Annotated in this window: 12 protein-coding genes; 7 read left to right on the top strand and 5 right to left on the bottom strand. The window is 65.2% G+C overall.

Features of this window, described 5'->3' with window-relative positions:
• Positions 1 to 129 precede the first annotated feature (129 nt).
• Both BJY26_RS08335 and BJY26_RS08330 read left to right on the top strand, forming a co-directional pair.
• Positions 130 to 930, top strand: coding sequence for a DUF4097 family beta strand repeat-containing protein (locus BJY26_RS08335; protein WP_179427301.1), 801 nt, complete (start codon positions 130 to 132; stop codon positions 928 to 930).
• Entirely contained in the window at positions 930 to 1,550 is a 621-nt protein-coding gene (locus BJY26_RS08330; RefSeq protein WP_179427300.1) for a PadR family transcriptional regulator, read from the top strand. The genes BJY26_RS08335 and BJY26_RS08330 overlap by 1 nt, the downstream gene beginning before the upstream one ends.
• 113 nt (positions 1,551 to 1,663) lie before the next feature.
• Here the strand turns inward: BJY26_RS08330 and BJY26_RS08325 are convergent, their stop codons facing one another.
• Positions 1,664 to 2,326: a GOLPH3/VPS74 family protein gene (locus tag BJY26_RS08325; RefSeq protein WP_179427298.1), complete on the bottom strand. Its 663-nt coding sequence runs from the start codon at positions 2,324 to 2,326 to the stop codon at positions 1,664 to 1,666.
• 84 nt (positions 2,327 to 2,410) lie between these two features.
• The gene (locus BJY26_RS08320; protein ID WP_179427296.1) at positions 2,411 to 4,426 is read right to left on the bottom strand and encodes a thioredoxin domain-containing protein; all 2,016 of its coding nucleotides are present in this window, start codon (positions 4,424 to 4,426) and stop codon (positions 2,411 to 2,413) included.
• Positions 4,427 to 4,883: 457 nt separating this feature from the next.
• On the opposite strand from BJY26_RS08320, the gene BJY26_RS08315 reads away from it, so the two are divergent.
• The 3 genes from BJY26_RS08315 (at position 4,884) to BJY26_RS08305 (ending at position 9,120) form a co-directional block, all read left to right on the top strand.
• Positions 4,884 to 6,323 (top strand): MFS transporter, encoded by a 1,440-nt coding sequence (locus tag BJY26_RS08315; protein WP_237249116.1) that lies wholly within the window; start codon positions 4,884 to 4,886, stop codon positions 6,321 to 6,323.
• Positions 6,324 to 6,392: 69 nt separating this feature from the next.
• Positions 6,393 to 7,595 (top strand): multidrug effflux MFS transporter, encoded by a 1,203-nt coding sequence (locus tag BJY26_RS08310; protein ID WP_179427294.1) that lies wholly within the window; start codon positions 6,393 to 6,395, stop codon positions 7,593 to 7,595.
• A 382-nt stretch (positions 7,596 to 7,977) separates the two neighbouring features.
• Complete coding sequence (locus tag BJY26_RS08305) at positions 7,978 to 9,120, top strand: glycerate kinase (protein ID WP_179427292.1); 1,143 nt, start codon at positions 7,978 to 7,980, stop codon at positions 9,118 to 9,120.
• An 11-nt stretch (positions 9,121 to 9,131) separates the two neighbouring features.
• On the opposite strand, the gene xdhC is transcribed toward BJY26_RS08305, so the two are convergent.
• The 3 genes from xdhC to BJY26_RS08290 are packed head-to-tail and all read right to left on the bottom strand — an operon-like array spanning position 9,132 to position 13,778.
• Complete coding sequence (gene xdhC, locus BJY26_RS08300; RefSeq protein ID WP_179427290.1) at positions 9,132 to 9,971, bottom strand: xanthine dehydrogenase accessory protein XdhC; 840 nt, start codon at positions 9,969 to 9,971, stop codon at positions 9,132 to 9,134.
• Positions 9,940 to 12,327, bottom strand: a complete 2,388-nt coding sequence (gene xdhB, locus BJY26_RS08295; protein WP_179427288.1) for a xanthine dehydrogenase molybdopterin binding subunit — start codon at positions 12,325 to 12,327, stop codon at positions 9,940 to 9,942. The genes xdhC and xdhB overlap by 32 nt, the downstream gene beginning before the upstream one ends.
• Positions 12,324 to 13,778: a xanthine dehydrogenase small subunit gene (locus BJY26_RS08290; RefSeq protein ID WP_179427286.1), complete on the bottom strand. Its 1,455-nt coding sequence runs from the start codon at positions 13,776 to 13,778 to the stop codon at positions 12,324 to 12,326. Before BJY26_RS08290 ends, xdhB begins: the two co-directional genes overlap by 4 nt.
• A 407-nt stretch (positions 13,779 to 14,185) precedes the next feature.
• Between BJY26_RS08290 and BJY26_RS08285 the strand changes: the two genes are divergently transcribed.
• Together BJY26_RS08285 and BJY26_RS08280 are read left to right on the top strand one after the other, a co-directional pair.
• Positions 14,186 to 14,674 (top strand): nucleoside deaminase, encoded by a 489-nt coding sequence (locus BJY26_RS08285; RefSeq protein ID WP_179429863.1) that lies wholly within the window; start codon positions 14,186 to 14,188, stop codon positions 14,672 to 14,674.
• Positions 14,675 to 14,686: 12 nt separating this feature from the next.
• A complete protein-coding gene (locus BJY26_RS08280; protein ID WP_179427284.1) occupies positions 14,687 to 16,228 on the top strand; it encodes an NCS2 family permease in 1,542 nt (513 codons plus the stop codon).
• The last annotated feature ends 11 nt before the right edge of the window (positions 16,229 to 16,239 follow it).

Here is a 16,239-nt window from a genome sequence, read left to right as displayed (position 1 = left end):
GCTTCTACGGTAACGCCGACCACCGACGACCGGGGTATCGACGATTCGCTTCAGCAGTTGCTTGCGCGTTTGATAAACACGTTATATCGTGAATCCATGACACGCGATATAACGCAAATTGGAGGAACAGTGAGTACCGACCATTGGGAGGTCTCGGAGCCGGGCACATTGGAGATCGAAGATGTCGACGCGCTCAAGGTGATGCTGATGGGCGGCCAAGTGGACGTCATCGCTCACGACGAAAAGGTTGCCCGTATCGAGGTATCGGACATCCACGGCGAGCCGGTTCGCATCGAAAGTGTGGACGGACTGCTCAGCATCAAACATCCGAACGTGCGATGGGACAATTTCTGGGAAAAATTCCGGACGTTCCGGTCAAAGGAGTCGGCGGTCATCAGCATTGCCGTCCCCCGCGGAATCACTGTCTCGGTCAGCACGGTGAGCGCTGACGGGCTGGTGTCCGAAGCGGCCGGCAAATGTTCGATCGCCACGGTCTCCGGCTCGCTTGTCGCCGATGCCCTGCGCGGGGACCTCAAAGCCAACACCGTGTCGGGCGAGCTGACCATTCGTCATCTGAGCGGCACGCTGAATGCCAATGCCGTATCGGGTGAGATCACGGCGTCCGGCGAAATCACCGATCTCAAGGCGAACACGGTGGACGGCGACTTGATGTTCGACTTGTTCAACCCGGCCGGCACGCTGCGGTCGAACAGTGTTTCGGGCGCCATGACAATGCGCATCCCGCCGGAATCCGACGTCGAATTGAAGGCCAATTCCGCCGGCGGCACAGTCATGATCGACGGAGAGCGGTACCGGGCCGGTGTCGGATCCGGGGTGTCTCGGGCGGCCACGGGCGATCCGCGCTGGACGGTGGCCGCCAACTCCGCCAGCGGGGATGTCACAGTACTTCGGCAGGAAGGTGAAAAGTAATGCCACCGGTATTTGCCCACGGTGCGCTGCGGTTGTACTTGTTGGCACTGCTGAGCGATGGGCCCAAACACGGGTACGAGCTGATCGGCGAGCTCTCGGATCGGTTCGGCGGCACGTACAAGCCGAGCGCCGGTACCATTTACCCTCGCCTGGCAAAGCTTCAAGAGGAGGGCTTGGTCGAGACCGAGCAGGCCGGACGGCGCACCGTGTATCGAATCACGGACGCCGGGCAGGCCGAAGTCGATGCACGCCGGGACGACCTCGAGAGTGTCGAAGACGGCATCGCCGAATCCGTCAAGCGGATGGCCGACGATATCCGCACGGACATCTCCGCCACGATGCGCAGCATGCGAGCCGATATGGCAGCTGCCGCGCAGTCGGCTCGCAGTTCCGCAACTACGGCATGGGCGACGGGCGGCGATGCCGACCGCACGCCGAGCGGTAACCGACTCCGGCAGTTGAAAGAAGCCGAAGCGCAGTTCACGGCGTTCCGGAACGACATGCGGGCGGAATTGCGCACGCACGCGGCCCGCACCGGCCTCGACGATTTGACGGTGGAGACCATCAAGACCGTGCTGTCTCAAGCAAAGGCGTCCATCGTCGCCACCTTGAAGGATTGAGTCAGGCGATTACGGGGCCGCGGCCGTCTTGCCGCCGTCGTTCCGCGTGGGCGACGGCGTTCCGCGTGAGCCTACAACGTGTCATATGCTCACGCGGAGCGGTCGATCATGCTCTACGTCGCAGCCGAGACCGCCGCCGTGGTGGCAACTGTCGTCGCGGCAACGATCGCCGCATGCATTCCGTCGATAGTGCCCTTGACTGCCTTGCCGAGCGGCGCGGCGTCCGCGATCTCCTCAACCCGCTTCTTCGGCACTTCCGGATAGAGCCGGCCGGCCAAACCCGTCGCGTGCATGAGCGCCACTAGTACTCCGAGGTGTTCGTCGGCACTCGCGCCGGCGAACACGGAATCCAACCTCCTGCGCAATGCCGCTTCGGGCGCCGGATTGTTCTCCGGATAAGTCGCACGATGGAAGATGCCGAGGAACGACACGACCTCTTCTTTGAGCAGTCCCCTGTCCACGAGCGATTCGATCCGCTCGTTGACGAGTTTGGTCGACTGCAGCTTTTCCACCCACCACGCGGCCTTATGCGGTTTGGTCTGCTCCAGGATCCGGTTATATAAATCGTCGTGGGGGCCGGACGTCGGCGGGCCGTCGGCCTGCTCCGCCGCGGGCACCACCTTGTTCTCCTCGATCGTGACGAGGCCGTCGAGAACCAGATCCGCCAGCGTCGCGCCGGCGAGCCCGCACGCCAGCTCGGTGCCGCCGATCAGGCGCTTGCCGTCGCCGTCGCGCATGGACAGGAGCAACAGTTCGTCGACAAGCGAAAGTTTCATATCGTCACAGTAACCAGAGATCCTCCGGTGTGGCCAGAGCCGGGTTCGGAGCCGGAGACTTCGCGTCGCGACCTCGTTGGCCGGCTATTGCGCGAGCTGCCGGCGTAGTTCGGCCGGATCGGACGTTGGCAGATCGCAAACGAATCCCCGGCATACATACGCGGTATCCAGACCGTCGCGAGCGGTCCGGTTCTCGACGAGCGGCACGGACGGCGGTGCCCCTGCCTGCCGTACGGCGACGACGCCGCCGGCGGTGGCGTTGTTCCAAGCCTCGATTTGGAGGCGATGATCCGATCCGGCTGCTTCCACGATGGCGATCTGCCGCGGGCCGTCGGCCAGCGCCTCGGCTGCAGCGAGGCCCCATCCGGCAAAACGCGGGTAACCGAGTGCCAACGACGCATACACGGCGAGCGCGCTGTGTGCTGCCGTCCGATGGCGCTCCGATCCGGTCAGGGCGGCAGAGGCCACGAGTGCTTCGGCAAGGGCCGACCGTCCGCTCGGAGTTGCGTTGTCCGTCGGGTCCGCGCCGCGCACTATCAGCTGCTCGGCGTCATCAGCGGTATCGAAGAACTCAGTTGGAGGATCCGGCGCGAAATGGGTCAGTGCGGCATCCAGGAGCATCTCGCCGTCACGCAGCCGGGTGCCGTCGCCCGTCGCCTGATACAGGTCGAGGAACGCCCCTGCCATTGCGCCGTAGTCCTCGAGGACGCCGGCGCTCGTCCCCGCCGTGCCGAGCCGCGACGTCCGGACCAATCGGTCGCCGCTCATATGGACCCTGCGGACGAATTCCGCGGCGCCCTCGGCCGCGGACAGGAAATCCGGGTCGTCGAATACTTTGCCGGCGCGGGCAAGTGCTGAGATGGCCAATCCGTTCCACGCGGCGACGATCTTGTCGTCGCGTCCGGGCCGGGTACGGCCATGTCGTGATTCGCCAAGCGTTGCACGCACGCGTGCCCACCGGGCATCGTCCTCGGGATCCGCACGCAATTGCAACACCGAGGCGCCGCCCTCGAAAGTACCGGTCTCGGTGACGCCCAGCAGGTCCGCCGCCCAAGCGCCGTCCGCTGCCCCGAGTACATCGGCCAGTTCGGCGGCAGTCCACACGTAGTAGGCGCCTTCGACGCCGTCCGAGTCGGCGTCCAGGGACGATGCGAAAGCGCCGTCGTCGGTGCGCAGCTCGGCGATCATCCAGTGCGCAGTCTCGCGGGCAATGCGTTCGGCAAGGGAGTCGCGGTCGGCGAGCCACCATTCCGTGTACGCGCGCAGCAACAGGGCGTTGTCGTAGAGCATTTTTTCAAAGTGCGGCACCGTCCAGGTCGCATCGGTCGAATAGCGACAAAAGCCGCCCGCGAGCTGGTCGTAGATGCCGCCGCGCGCCATGGAACGGCAGGTCGACGACACAATAGTGCGCGCTTCGGCCGATTCCTCGGCGTCCGGAAGCCTTGCCACATGCCGCATGAGCTGAATGAGCGTCATGGGCGGCGGAAATTTCGGCGCACCGCCGAATCCGCCGTTGACGGCGTCGAAATCGGCCGCCAGCCGCGGGATCGCCCCGGACAGCAGTGCATTGCCGGGCGGGGCTTCGCCGGCCTCGGGCGCGGACGCCGCGAGGTGCTCGACAATCCGCACCGCACTGTCTTCGAGCTGATCGCGCCTGTCGTCCCACGCTTCCTTGCACGCCGCCAGCACCTGGCGGAAAGACGGGCTGCCGTACCGCGGAGTTGCCGGGTAGTAGGTACCGGCGTAATAGGGCGCCCGCGTCGTCGGAGTGAGGAAGACCGTCATGGGCCAGCCGCCTTGCCGGGTCATCAGCTGCAACGCGTTCATATAGACGGCGTCGACATCGGGGCGTTCCTCCCTGTCGACCTTGATGCACACGAAGTTCTCGTTCATCAGGCGCGCCGTCGCTTCGTCTTCAAACGACTCGTGCGCCATCACGTGGCACCAATGGCACGCGGCATAGCCGACCGATAGCAGCACCGGGACATCGCGTCGCACGGCCTCGTCGAACGCGTCGTCGTCCCATTCGCGCCAATCCACCGGGTTGTCGGCGTGCTGGAGCAAGTACGGGGACTGCGAAAACTGGAGTCGATTCGTCACAATTCAACCGTAGGCGCACAACGCGCCGGGGCGGCAGCCCGGTCAAGCCGAGAGCAACTTCTCGCTCAGCTCCCAGAGCCGCCGCGCGGACTGCGAATGCCGTCTTCGGCCCAACGGTGGCTACGTGCGTTGACCGACAGACGATTGCAACCGGCGCTCACCCTCATGCACCCGGTGTCCCCTCTTCGCTATCGGTCCCGGATGCGCGAGTGCGATTGAAGCAGGGCTGATTGAAGCAGGGCTGCTTGAAGTAAACGTTGTCGGCACCGCCAACGTATTCGCAGTGGCGCTAAAGTGAAAATGAGCGAGCATTCGCCCTCCGGAGCACGCATGCCCGAGAGGAGCTATCACCAAAGAGTTGTCGGCACCTGACGAAGCCTTCGCAGCCTCTCATCGGCACGCGGGACGGCGACACGCGCCCGCGCATCGCACCGATTCACAGGGTCATCATGCGTGGGTGCTTGCCGTCCTGGCGCTGTCGCAGCTAATGATCGTCCTCGATGCCACGGTTGTCACCATCGCGCTGCCGTCGGCGCAAAAGTCACTGGGGTTCACCACTGCCGACCGGCAGTGGATCATCACTGCCTATGCGCTGGCGTTCGGCAGCTTGCTCTTGTTCTGCGGCAAGCTGACCGATTTGCTCGGCCGCAAGAACACGCTCATGATCGGACTCGCGGGGTTCGCGGCCGTGTCGGCGGTCGGCGGCGCAGCGGGGAGCTTCGCCATGCTCGTCACGGCCCGCGCCGTTCAAGGGTGCTTTGCGGCGCTACTTGCCCCATCGGTACTCTCGCTGCTCACGACAACGTTCACCGACCCCAAGGAACGTGGGCGGGCGTTCGGTGTCTTCGGCGCGGTTGCCGGCGGAGGCGCCTCGGTCGGACTGCTCCTGGGCGGCTTTCTCACCGAATACCTGTCCTGGCGCTGGTGCCTGTACGTGAACATCGTGTTCGCGGTATTGGCTCTGCTCGGCGCGCTCGTGTTGTTTCATGGGCATCACTCGACGACGGCGGCGCACTTGGATGCGCCCGGCGTTTTGACGGTGTCCGGTGGCTTGTTTGCGTTGGTGTACGGGTTCTCGAACGCCGTCAAGGGAAACACGAACAACTGGGACGACCCTGTCACCATCGGCTTCTTGATCGCGGCTCTCGTGTTGCTGTCGGCATTTGTGGTGATCCAGACCCGTGTACGACACCCGTTGCTGCCGCTTCGCATCCTCGGCCACCGATATCGCGGGCCGGCATTTGTGGCGCTATTTCTGGCCGGCGCCGGCCTGTTCGGGGCTCTGTTGTTCGTGACCTATTACGTGCAGCAGACCCTCGGATACAGTGCGCTGCAAGCGGGCGTCGCATTCTTGCCGACCGTCGGCGGCATGGTGTTGGCATCGATCACCGGAAATGTCGTTCTTGTTCGGCGAGTGAGTCCGAGGATTCTGTTGCCGACGGGCCTCCTGCTCGCGGCGATCGGGCTGGCGCTTTTGACGCGAATCGACCTCGGCAGCAGCTACGTGGGCGTCTTGCTGCTTCCACTCGTTCTCCTCGGGTTGGGTCTCGGCCTGGCATTCCCGACGAGTATCAACCTGGCCACCCTTGATGTCGACCCCGCGGATGCCGGAGCGGCGTCCGCGTCGGTGAACACGAGCCAGCAAGTCGGCGGCGCAGTCGGCACGGCGGTGTTGAACACGTTGGCCATCCAAGCCGCCTCCGCGTACTTGAGCACGAACCGTCTTTCGGTGGCCCTTCCGATCGCGCATGCCGCAATCGCGAGCTATATCGCCGCTTTTTGGTGGGGTTCGGCGTTATTTCTCGTCGGCGCCGTCGTCACGGTACTGCTCTTGCGCACTGCAGTTCCCGACGCGCTGAAACACGTGAAGGACGAAGCGCCGCCGGACGGTCGCTGAATCGGCATCGCGTACCTGGATACGATGCTTGAAGTCAATCTCCACCTGTGAAAGGCCGATTCAACGACCATGCGCCATGTCAGTGCGCAGCAAAAAGGGTCCCACCGGGGCCTGATAGTGCTCTTGGGCCTCATGTCAGCGCTCGGCCCCATGACTGTCGACATGTATCTGCCGGCGCTTCCGCAGATCACGCACGACTTTGCGACGTCCGAAGCCGCGGTTCAAACCACGTTGACCGGCTCGCTTCTCGGAATGGCGGCCGGACAACTCGTGCTCAGCCCGATCACGGACGCGCTCGGCCGGCGCTGGCCGCTCATTGCGGGGCTCGGGATTCACGTGGTGTTTTCGGTGCTTTCGGCACTCGCCCCCGGAATCGGCACACTCATCATTTTCCGCGCGCTCCAGGGGGCCGGTTCGGCCGCGGCGCCGGCTATTGCCGTAGCGATCATCCGCGATATTTCAACGGGACGGGAGGCATCGATCCGCTATTCGGCGATCATGTTCGTCTCCATGGTCGCCCCGATCGTCGCACCCTTGATCGGCTCGGGCCTACTGCTGTGGACCGACTGGCACGGGATCTTCCTCGTTCAGGCGGCCATGTCGATGGCATTGGCCGTGACGGCGCTTTTCGCATTGCCGGAGACGCAGCCGCATCGGCAGTCAATCCGGCAGGCAAAATTGGCGACGGGTCTGAAAATCGTGACTGCGGACCGGGTTTTCGTCGGTTCGGCGCTGTCACAGGCCGCGATGATGGCGGCAAGCTTTTGCTACATCTCGGGACTGAGCTTCGTCGCGCAAGACTGGTACGGCGTGTCCGAGCAGTCATACGGGCTCATTTTGACCGGAGGCGCGGTCGTGATGCTGTTCATGAACCGTCTCGGGCCGCTCCTGATCAGACGATTCTCGTCGCACCGGGTAGCCCTCATCGGACTGGCCGGCGCGCTGACGTCGTCCTGCCTGATGATGATTGCCGCGCCGACGGTCGGCCTCGCCGGTGTTGCGGCGTTCTCGTGGCTGTGTATCGGCTTCCAGCAGCTCGTCACTCCGAACAATCGGACGATGGGGCTGGCCAGGCATCCGTCGAATGCGGGTATCGCCGCTGCACTGATGGGAGCGTCCGCCTTGAGCGCTGCAGCAATTTCGTCACCGCTCATGGGCCTGATGGGCGTCGACAACGGTTTCATGATGGCCCTGGGAATGTTCTCGTTCTATGGGCTGTCACTCATCGCCTCAACGGTGATCATCGGTTTCCGCCACGAGCATGTGGAATGAGCAACTTGTGCAGGCGGCGGACGCGTCGTCCGGTAGCGTGAAGCCATGAGCGCACCAATCGTGTTCGGTCTCCTCACCGCCGTCGCAGGATTCGCTGCCATGATCGTCTTGTTGATAGTTGTCGTGCGCCTGTTCTTCCGCCGGTAGGCGACTTTGTGCAGTTCGAATACCCGTCCCGTCGTCCGAACCTTCGAAACGCCCGCCGGATCAGCAGGCTCAACCGGAAGACGCGGCTGGACTCATGGCGAACCGCCGCTTCCGCGTCGTAACGACCGAGTCCCCTTGGGCAACGCCTTCAGCGTCTCCTTGGCGAAGGCGCGCCGCCGTCTCACGATGAGTACGCCGGCACGGGTACTGCGAACCACCCCTTATGCTCGCTCGTATGGCACACGTTAATGAAGACGCTGCTCACTCCCCGCGTATTGTCGTCGCCCCGGACAAATTCAAAGGCTCGCTGGATGCCGCGCACGTGTGCGCCGCCGTGGCTGCCGGCATCCGCGAAATCGCGCCGAACGCCCGTATCGCATCGGTGCCGATCGCGGACGGCGGCGACGGCACGGTGGCTGCCGCTCTGGCCGCCGGATACGTGTCGAAATCCGAGACCGTGACCGGGCCGGTCGGCACTCCGGTCGAAGCCGAATACGCGTTACTGGGCGACACGGCAGTCATCGAGATGGCTACGGCGTCGGGGCTCGCCCTCCTGTCCCGCGACGGTCTGGACGCGCTGGGAGCCACCAGCCGCGGCACCGGCGAGCTCATCAAGGCCGCGCTCGACGCCGGCGCTCGCACTCTGGTACTCGGCATCGGCGGAAGCGCCACGACGGACGCCGGCGCCGGGATGCTCGAAGCGCTCGGCGTCCGGATCGTGACTGGGGACGGCTCCCCGGTTCCGCCGGGCGGCGGCGGCCTCGCCCAAGCCGGCCGGGTGGACCTCACCGGGCTCGACTCCCGCCTCACCGACACCGAGATCGTACTGGCCACCGACGTGAACAATCCCTTGACCGGCCCGGACGGCGCGGCTGCGGTCTACGGGCCGCAAAAGGGCGCCGACCCGCACGACGTGGCTTTGCTCGACGACTCGTTGGAACGATTCGCCGGCCTGGTGGATGCCGCCGCCGCGGATCGTCCCGGCGCCGGCGCGGCCGGGGGCATGGGGTACGCCGCCATGACGGTGCTCGGTGCCACTATGCGCCAGGGCGTGGACGTCGTGCTCGAGCTCGTCGGGTTCGCTGAGAAGTTCGACGGTGCCGACCTGCTCGTCACGGGGGAAGGCAAACTGGATCGCCAGACCCTGAGCGGCAAGGCCCCTGCCGGTGCCGCGGCGTTTGCCCGAGACCGCGGCGTCCCCGTCGTGGCGGTGTGCGGCGCCAATGAACTGGGTGATGACGATCTGGCCGGCGCGTCTATTCGTGCCGTCTACTCGCTCGTCGACGTCGAGCCGGATCTCGACGTGTGCTTGGCCGAGCCGACCCGGCTACTCACCGAGCTGGGACGGCGGATTGCCCGGGAGCAGCTGCGCGCGTGAGGCGCGCTCGCTCAACCGACCGAGGATGCGGTCAGGGCCGCCAGTAGCTCGGCGGCCACACCCACGGCTATCGCGGCGGGATCCTTACCGGCGATGTCGCGGCGTCCGATCGGCGTGGTGATCCGCGCCAAGTCGTCGTCACCATGTCCTTCGGCCCGGAGCTGCACCTGAAAACGTGCCCATTTCGCGCTCGACCCGATGAGCCCGATCGATGCCAGGTCGGGCCGCCGCAACGCTGCATCGCACACGGCGATGTCCTCGGCGTGATCATGCGTCATGATGACTACGTGCGCCGACGCCGGCAGCTCGGCAAGTACGGACTCGGGCACCGGAGCGTTGCGTACTTCGATAGTGGCCGGACCGTCCATGATCGGAGCCAGCCGCTCCCCGGTGAGCATGTCCTCCCGCGAGTCGACAAGGAACAAGTCGATTTCGTGCCGCGACAAAATCCTTGCCAATTCGATGCCGACGTGTCCGACGCCGAAGATCGCGATGGTCGGCGGAACCCGCACCGGTTCGAGCATGATCGTCACCTCACCTCCGCAGCATTGCCGGCCGTACTCGGTACGCACCTTGTCGTTCAGCGGAATCACCATCATCGCGGGCTCGACGGCGCCGCCGGCGATCATGCTGCGGGCCCGCGCAATGGTGGTCGCCTCGAGGTTACCGCCGCCGACGGTGCCGCTGACGCTGCCCGACGACACGATCATCTTGGCGCCGGCATTCCTTGGACTGTGACCGCGGACGCCGGCCAGCGTCACTATCACGCAGGGCTCCCGCCGCGCGCGCAGTTCGCGGACGGCAGCGAGCCAATCGTAGTCAGCCTCCGGCAAGGATTTCGTCACCGACATTGCTCGCCTCCGTTTCCGCCGGGTCGGCGGCCCCGCGCGCCTCGTGCAGCGCCCAGAACACGGCTTCGGGCGTCGTCGGGTGCGCAAGCTCGGTCTCCCGGCCGGCAGGTCCAAATGCCGCGACGGCCTGGCGCAACGCTTCGCGTACGCTGAACGCCAGCATGAGCGGCGGCTCCCCGACGGCCTTGGAGCCGTAGACGACGCCGTCCTCATGTGCCCGTTCGAAGAGCGTCACATTGAATTCGCCGGGCATTTCGGAAAAGCTCGGCAGCTTGTACGTGCTCGCCGACTGGGTGAGCAGCCTGCCGCGGCCGTTGCCGTCGGAGGTGTCCCATCGGAGGTCTTCCAGCGTAAGCCAGCCGGCGCCCTGCACGAATCCGCCTTCGACCTGGCCGATGTCGATCAACGGGGACAGCGAGTCGCCCACGTCGTGCACGATGTCGACGCGCCTGGTCCGGTACGCCCCGGTGAACCCGTCGACCTCGACTTCGGACGCCGCTGCCCCGTAGGCGAAATACTTGAACGGCGAGCCGTGCCAGGACTCGGCGTCCCAATGCAACCCTTCGGTCCGGTAGTAGCCGGACGCCGACAGTTGCACCCGCTGGTTATAGGCGGCGTTCACGACGTCGTCGAATTTCAGCTCCTTGTCGTGCACTCCCAGTGCCATCACAGTTCCGCCGGAAAACCGCACGTCGGACGGATTCGCCCCGAGCATTCCGCCGGCCACGCCGGCAAGGCGTTCGCGGATCTGTTCGCATGCGTTCTTCACGGCGCCCCCGTTCAGATCGGCGCCGGTGCTTGCGGCAGTAGCCGACGTATTGGGCACCTTGTCGGTTCTGGTCGGTACCAGCCGCACCCGTGACCGCTCGACGCCGAGCGCCGTGGCCGCCACCTGGATCATCTTGGTGTGCAGCCCTTGCCCCATCTCGGTGCCGCCGTGATTGATCAACACCGAGCCGTCCTTGTACACGAGTACGAGCGCGCCGGCCTGATTGAACGCGGCCACGTTGAACGAAATGCCGAATTTGATGGGGGTGACTGCCAGCGCCCGCTTGGTGTGCGGACTGCCGGCGTTGAACGCCTCGATCTCGGCGCTGCGCCGGTCGAAGCCGGAGTCGGCCAGCAGCTGCGACCAGATGTCGTGCATCCTTGCCGCATGCCGGACCGGCTGCCCGTACGGGGTCGTCTGGCCGGGTCGGTAGAAGTTGCGGCGGCGCAGTTCGGCCGGGTCGAAACCGAGGGGCGCCGCGCACCGGCCGAGGATGTCTTCGATCACGAAGACGCCTTGCGGCCCGCCGAACCCGCGGAATGCCGTTTGGGAGGTCTTGTTCGTCTTGGCCACTCGGCCGGACGCTTCCACGTTCGGGATCCAGTACGCATTGTCCAGGTGACAAAGCGCCCGGGCGAGCACCGGCTCGGACAGGTCCAGGCTCCACCCGCCGTCCGCCGTCAACTCGGCCTTGAGCGCGACGATATGCCCGTCACCGTCGAAACCGGCCGTCCACGGCACGTGAAAGCCGTGGCGTTTGCCGGTCATCGTCAGGTCCTGGTTGCGGTTCAGCGACAGCCGGACCGGACGCCCCGTGCACATCGACCCGAGCGCCGCGACAGCGGCCAGCCCGTGCGGCTGCCATTCCTTGCCGCCGAACCCGCCGCCCATCCGCACGTTTTGGACGGTGACGGCGTTGCTGGGCAGACCAAGCACGTGCGCCACGATCTCTTGCGTCTCGGTGGGGTGCTGCGTGCCGGCCTGTACGTACATTTGGCCGCCTTCGTCGACGTAGGCGAGCGATGCCTGCGTCTCGAGGTAAAAATGCTCTTGGCCGCTCATCTCGGTCAGTCCCTCGAAGACATGGGCGGCCGACGCCAGCGCCTCGTCGGCGTCGCCGCGCCGAGTCACGCGGTGTGCTCCCTGGAAGCTGCCGGCCGCTATCGCTTCGGGAAGCGTCATGATGGACGGCAACGGATCGTAGTCGACCTCGACGGCGGCGGCGCCGAGCCGCGCCGACTCGGCCGTCTCCCCCAGAACCCAGCACACCGCTTGGCCGTAGTACCGCACTTCTCCGGGGAAAAGCGGTTCGTCGCCGGAGACCCCGGAATCATTGACGCCCGGCACGTCGGACGCCGTCAAGACGTACGCGACGCCGGAGACAGCGAGCGCGGCCTCGGTACGGATCGCCGTCACAGCGGCGTGGGCGTGCGGCGCTTGCACGGGCCACGCGGTCAACGCGTCTTTTCGGGCCATGGCGATGTCGTCGGTGTAGAGGGCACGCCCCGTCACGTGGAGATCCGCGCTTTCGTGCGGTTCACGGGTGCCGACGACGGCGCCGTCTGGGCGTTCGGACAAGGCGCTCATGGGGTGACTCCGATCGTTGTCGGTGCGGATCCTGACTCCGCGAAGAATTTCAGCATGGCTTGCGACAGCATGATGCTGCGATATTCGCTGCTGGCGCGGTGGTCGCTCATTGGCGTGCCTTCGCGGCCGAGAGCGGCAGCGGCGTCCCGAGCGGTGTCGGAGTTCCACGGGCGGCCGACCAGCTCCTGTTCGGTGTGCACGGCCCGGATCGGCGTGGCGGCCACCCCGCCCAGTCCGATTCGCGCGGCGGTGATCTGCCCGTCGTCGATGTCGAGCGCAAACCCGATAGCGACGCTGGAGATGTCGTCGAACCTGCGCTTGGCGACCTTGTGGAAGGCCGTCATCGGTGCGCACGGCAGCGGGATCCGGACGGCGCGAATGAGTTCTCCGTCGGCTCGTACCGTTTGCCGGTACCCGGTGAAGTAATCGCCCAGCGGAACGACGCGTTCGCCGTCGCGCGATGCCAGCACAACGGATGCTCCAAGCGCCAGCAGAGCCGGCGGCGTATCGCCGATCGGCGATCCGGTGCCGAGATTGCCGCCCAGGGTGGCACGGTTGCGAATGAGCCGGGAGGCGAACTGCGGCACAAGTTGCGACAGGAGCCGGACGCGGCCGTGTGCCCACTGCTCGATCTGCGTCAACGGCACCGCAGCGCCGATATCGACGTGGGTGTCGGACTCGTCGATAGCGCACAGCTCGGGCAGCCTGTCGATGGCGACGACGAGGGATTCGCGGCGTCCGCGAATGTTCACGTCGACTCCCCAGTCCGTGCACCCGGCGACCGGGAGCGCACCAGGGTTGTCGGCAAGCAGCGTCAGCGCGTTCTCCAGGCCGGCCGGGCGGACGAACCGGCCGTCGGACTTTTTCAGATCGGTGCCTACCGGCCCGGGGGCCGGGTCGTTCATCCGCCGCGCCAGCACGTCGCCGGCGTCCGGCGCGCCCAGCGCGTACGCGGCGTCGCGGATCGGCCGGTACCCGGTGCAACGGCACAAGTTGCCGCTGAGCGATTCGAGGTCGAATCCGTTGGGCCCGTGCTCGTTGCAGGGCCGGCCCATGGCGTCGCTTTGCCGGTCGGGGCGATAGAACTCGGCAGCCATGCTGCACACGAATCCCGGCGTGCAATACCCGCACTGGGACCCGCCGCGCTCGGCCATCTCCTCTTGCACCGGATGCAGACGCTCGGAGGTACCGACGCCTTCGGCCGTGACGATCTCTTGCCCGTCGAGCGCGGCAATGGGGATCAGGCACGCATTCATCGACGTCCATGCCGTCCCGCCGTCACCGTCCGGGGTCGCGACCATCACGGCGCACGCACCGCATTCGCCCTCGGCGCACCCTTCCTTGACGCCCGTGAGACCGTCCGAGCGCAGCCATTGCAGCGCCGTCGTATGAACACCGGCCGGGTCGACCCGTCGCAGCCGGCCGTTCACTGTGAGACTGGGGCGTTCCATGGCGACTCCGATCTTCCGGTAGCTGCCGCTCCGCCGCAGGCGAACGCCGACGCGCCCACTCACGCGGTGAACCGGCCGCTACTTAGTAGTTCTCGATTAAGTGCGCCCGGTAGATAGCTCTCCGTCATCGAAAGAGCCCGCCTTAGGCTTATTTGAGATTAGCATCACACCCGACTCCCGACAACCACAATTTCCACCATGTGAAGTACATATTTCAAAATTTCGCTTTTTACTATGGCGCAGCTCACATTTCGCTGCTAGTGTCGTGGCAGCCCACGGCGGGCACCGCTAGACCCGGTGCTATCTACCAGGCGTAACTGGACCTACACCACGTGCAGGGTCGTAGCGATGCCGGCGCTTTGGCCGCCTCCGCCCCGGCCCTGCCCCGAGGCAAGGAAGTCGCCATGATGAACACCACCGATCCCGGGGCCGAATCGCATTTGGCCCGGGCCGTGCACTTGGCCGTCGAAAACGTCCGCAATGACGGCGGACCGTTCGGAGCAGTCGTCGTCGACGCCTCCGGCCGAGTTTTCGAAGGCACGAATCGTGTCACGGCCAATAACGATCCGACCGCCCACGCCGAAGTCTCGGCAATCCGCAATGCGTGCGCGGCACTTGGCACATTCGATCTCTCCGGAGCCATGCTCTATACGAGCTGCGAACCGTGCCCCATGTGCCTGGCGTCGTCACTGTGGGCCCGGGTGGACGGCATAGTCTTTGCGGCCGACAGGCACGACGCCGCGGCCGGGGGCTTTGACGACGCGGTCTTTTACGACTACTTCGACACTCCCGTGGAAGAGCGATCGCTACAGGTCACGCGCGCGGTTCCCGACGACATCCCGGCAGTAGCGCCATTCGATGAATGGAATGCTTCGGCCACGCGGACCGCATACTAAGGGGGTCGGATCATGGCATTGACATCACGTTCGTCCGGCTCGCCGAACGCCGGGCCGTCCGCCCCGGAATCTTTCGACCCCGCATCAAAGGACCCCGCATCAAACGACCCGGGCCGGAAGACCAAGCGCCCCGGACCGATCGACAGATATTTCAAGATCACCGAGCTCGGCTCGACGTTCTTCCGCGAGATACGCGGAGGCTTGGCCACGTTCTTTGCGATGTGCTACATCGTGGTGCTCAATCCCCTCATCTTGAGCGGGCCGGACGGATCGGGTCAGACTCTCGGCGTCCCGCAGGTGGCAGCGGTCACTGCCATTGTTGCCGGCGTGACGACGATCCTGATGGGTGCATGGGCCAGGTATCCGTTCGCACTGGCGGCCGGGTTGGGGGTGACGGCCTTCGTTTCGGCGACAATCGCCACCACCAAGGGACTGACCTGGCCGGATGTGATGGGTCTCGTGTTGATCTCGGGCGTCATCATGTTCCTCTTGGTGCTCAGTGGATTCCGCGAAGCGGTTTTCAGAGCGGTACCGGCCGGGCTGAAGACCGCCATAGTAGTCGGGATTGGCTTGTTTGTGGCGATTATCGGCCTGGTGAACGCCGGCTTCGTCCGCCGGGTCCCGGACGCCGCCGGGACGACGGTTCCGGTGCAACTCGGGCAAAGCGGGCTGCTCGTGGGTTGGCCGACCCTCGTCTTCGTCTTCGGGCTGGTACTCACCATCATTTTGCAGGTTCGCAAGATCAAGGGCGCCATTTTGATCGGCATCGTGGCGTCGACGGTGTTCGCCATGATCCTGCAGGCGCTCACCGACACTCCGCCGAGTTCGCAAAGCCCGAGCGGTTGGTCGCTCATGGTGCCGAACATGCCGCACGACTTCTTTTCAGTCCCGGACCTGTCCTTGTTCGGAAAGATCAGTCTGTTCGGCGCGTTTGCCGACATCGGATTCATCTCGGCCGTGCTGTTGACGTTCACCATTCTGCTCAGCGTTTTCTTCGACGCTATGGGCACGATGACGGGCCTGGCCAGCGAAGCGCATCTGCTCGACAAGGACAATAACTTCCCGAATGCCAACCGCGTACTGCTGGTCGATGCCATCGGGTCCATGTCCGGCGGGTTCGGCTCGGTGTCCTCGAACGAGATCTTCGTCGAGTCCGCGGCAGGCATCGCCGAGGGTGCCCGCACGGGGTTCGCCAGCGTCGTCACGGGGCTGTTGTTCCTGGCGTCGGCCTTCATCGCACCGCTGGTGTCGGTAGTGCCGTTCGAAGCGGTGGCGCCGGCTCTGGTGGTCGTCGGCTTCATGATGGTGTCGCAAATCCGCACCATCGATTGGTCCGATATCGGGATCACGCTCCCGGCGTTTCTCACGTTCACCCTGATGCCGTTCACCTATTCGATCGCAAACGGGTTGGGCGCCGGATTCATCGCGTTCTCGATCATTCGGACAGTTCAGGGTCGCGCCCGAGAGGTCCATCCGCTGATGTGGGTGGTGTCGGCCGCGTTCGTCGTGTACTTCTGTGTCGGACCGATCCAACAAATCCTCGGGATCAGCTGATTTCACTGCTG

This window comes from Spelaeicoccus albus (genome assembly GCF_013409065.1).
In the GTDB taxonomy this organism is placed as follows: domain Bacteria; phylum Actinomycetota; class Actinomycetes; order Actinomycetales; family Brevibacteriaceae; genus Spelaeicoccus; species Spelaeicoccus albus.
The sequence above is the reverse complement of the archived record's forward strand: the minus strand, read 5'-3'. Positions and strand labels throughout refer to the sequence as shown.

What these genes read in the sequence shown, in the direction of transcription:
- BJY26_RS08290 (WP_179427286.1), bottom strand. Translation starts at nt 13,778, where the DNA reads ATGGAACGCCCCAGTCTCACAGTGAACGGCCGGCTGCGACGGGTCGAC.
- BJY26_RS08280 (WP_179427284.1), top strand. Translation starts at nt 14,687, where the DNA reads ATGGCATTGACATCACGTTCGTCCGGCTCGCCGAACGCCGGGCCGTCC.
- BJY26_RS08285 (WP_179429863.1), top strand. Translation starts at nt 14,186, where the DNA reads ATGAACACCACCGATCCCGGGGCCGAATCGCATTTGGCCCGGGCCGTG.
- BJY26_RS08310 (WP_179427294.1), top strand. Translation starts at nt 6,393, where the DNA reads ATGCGCCATGTCAGTGCGCAGCAAAAAGGGTCCCACCGGGGCCTGATA.
- BJY26_RS08330 (WP_179427300.1), top strand. Translation starts at nt 930, where the DNA reads ATGCCACCGGTATTTGCCCACGGTGCGCTGCGGTTGTACTTGTTGGCA.
- BJY26_RS08325 (WP_179427298.1), bottom strand. Translation starts at nt 2,326, where the DNA reads ATGAAACTTTCGCTTGTCGACGAACTGTTGCTCCTGTCCATGCGCGAC.
- xdhC (WP_179427290.1), bottom strand. Translation starts at nt 9,971, where the DNA reads ATGTCGGTGACGAAATCCTTGCCGGAGGCTGACTACGATTGGCTCGCT.
- xdhB (WP_179427288.1), bottom strand. Translation starts at nt 12,327, where the DNA reads ATGAGCGCCTTGTCCGAACGCCCAGACGGCGCCGTCGTCGGCACCCGT.
- BJY26_RS08305 (WP_179427292.1), top strand. Translation starts at nt 7,978, where the DNA reads ATGGCACACGTTAATGAAGACGCTGCTCACTCCCCGCGTATTGTCGTC.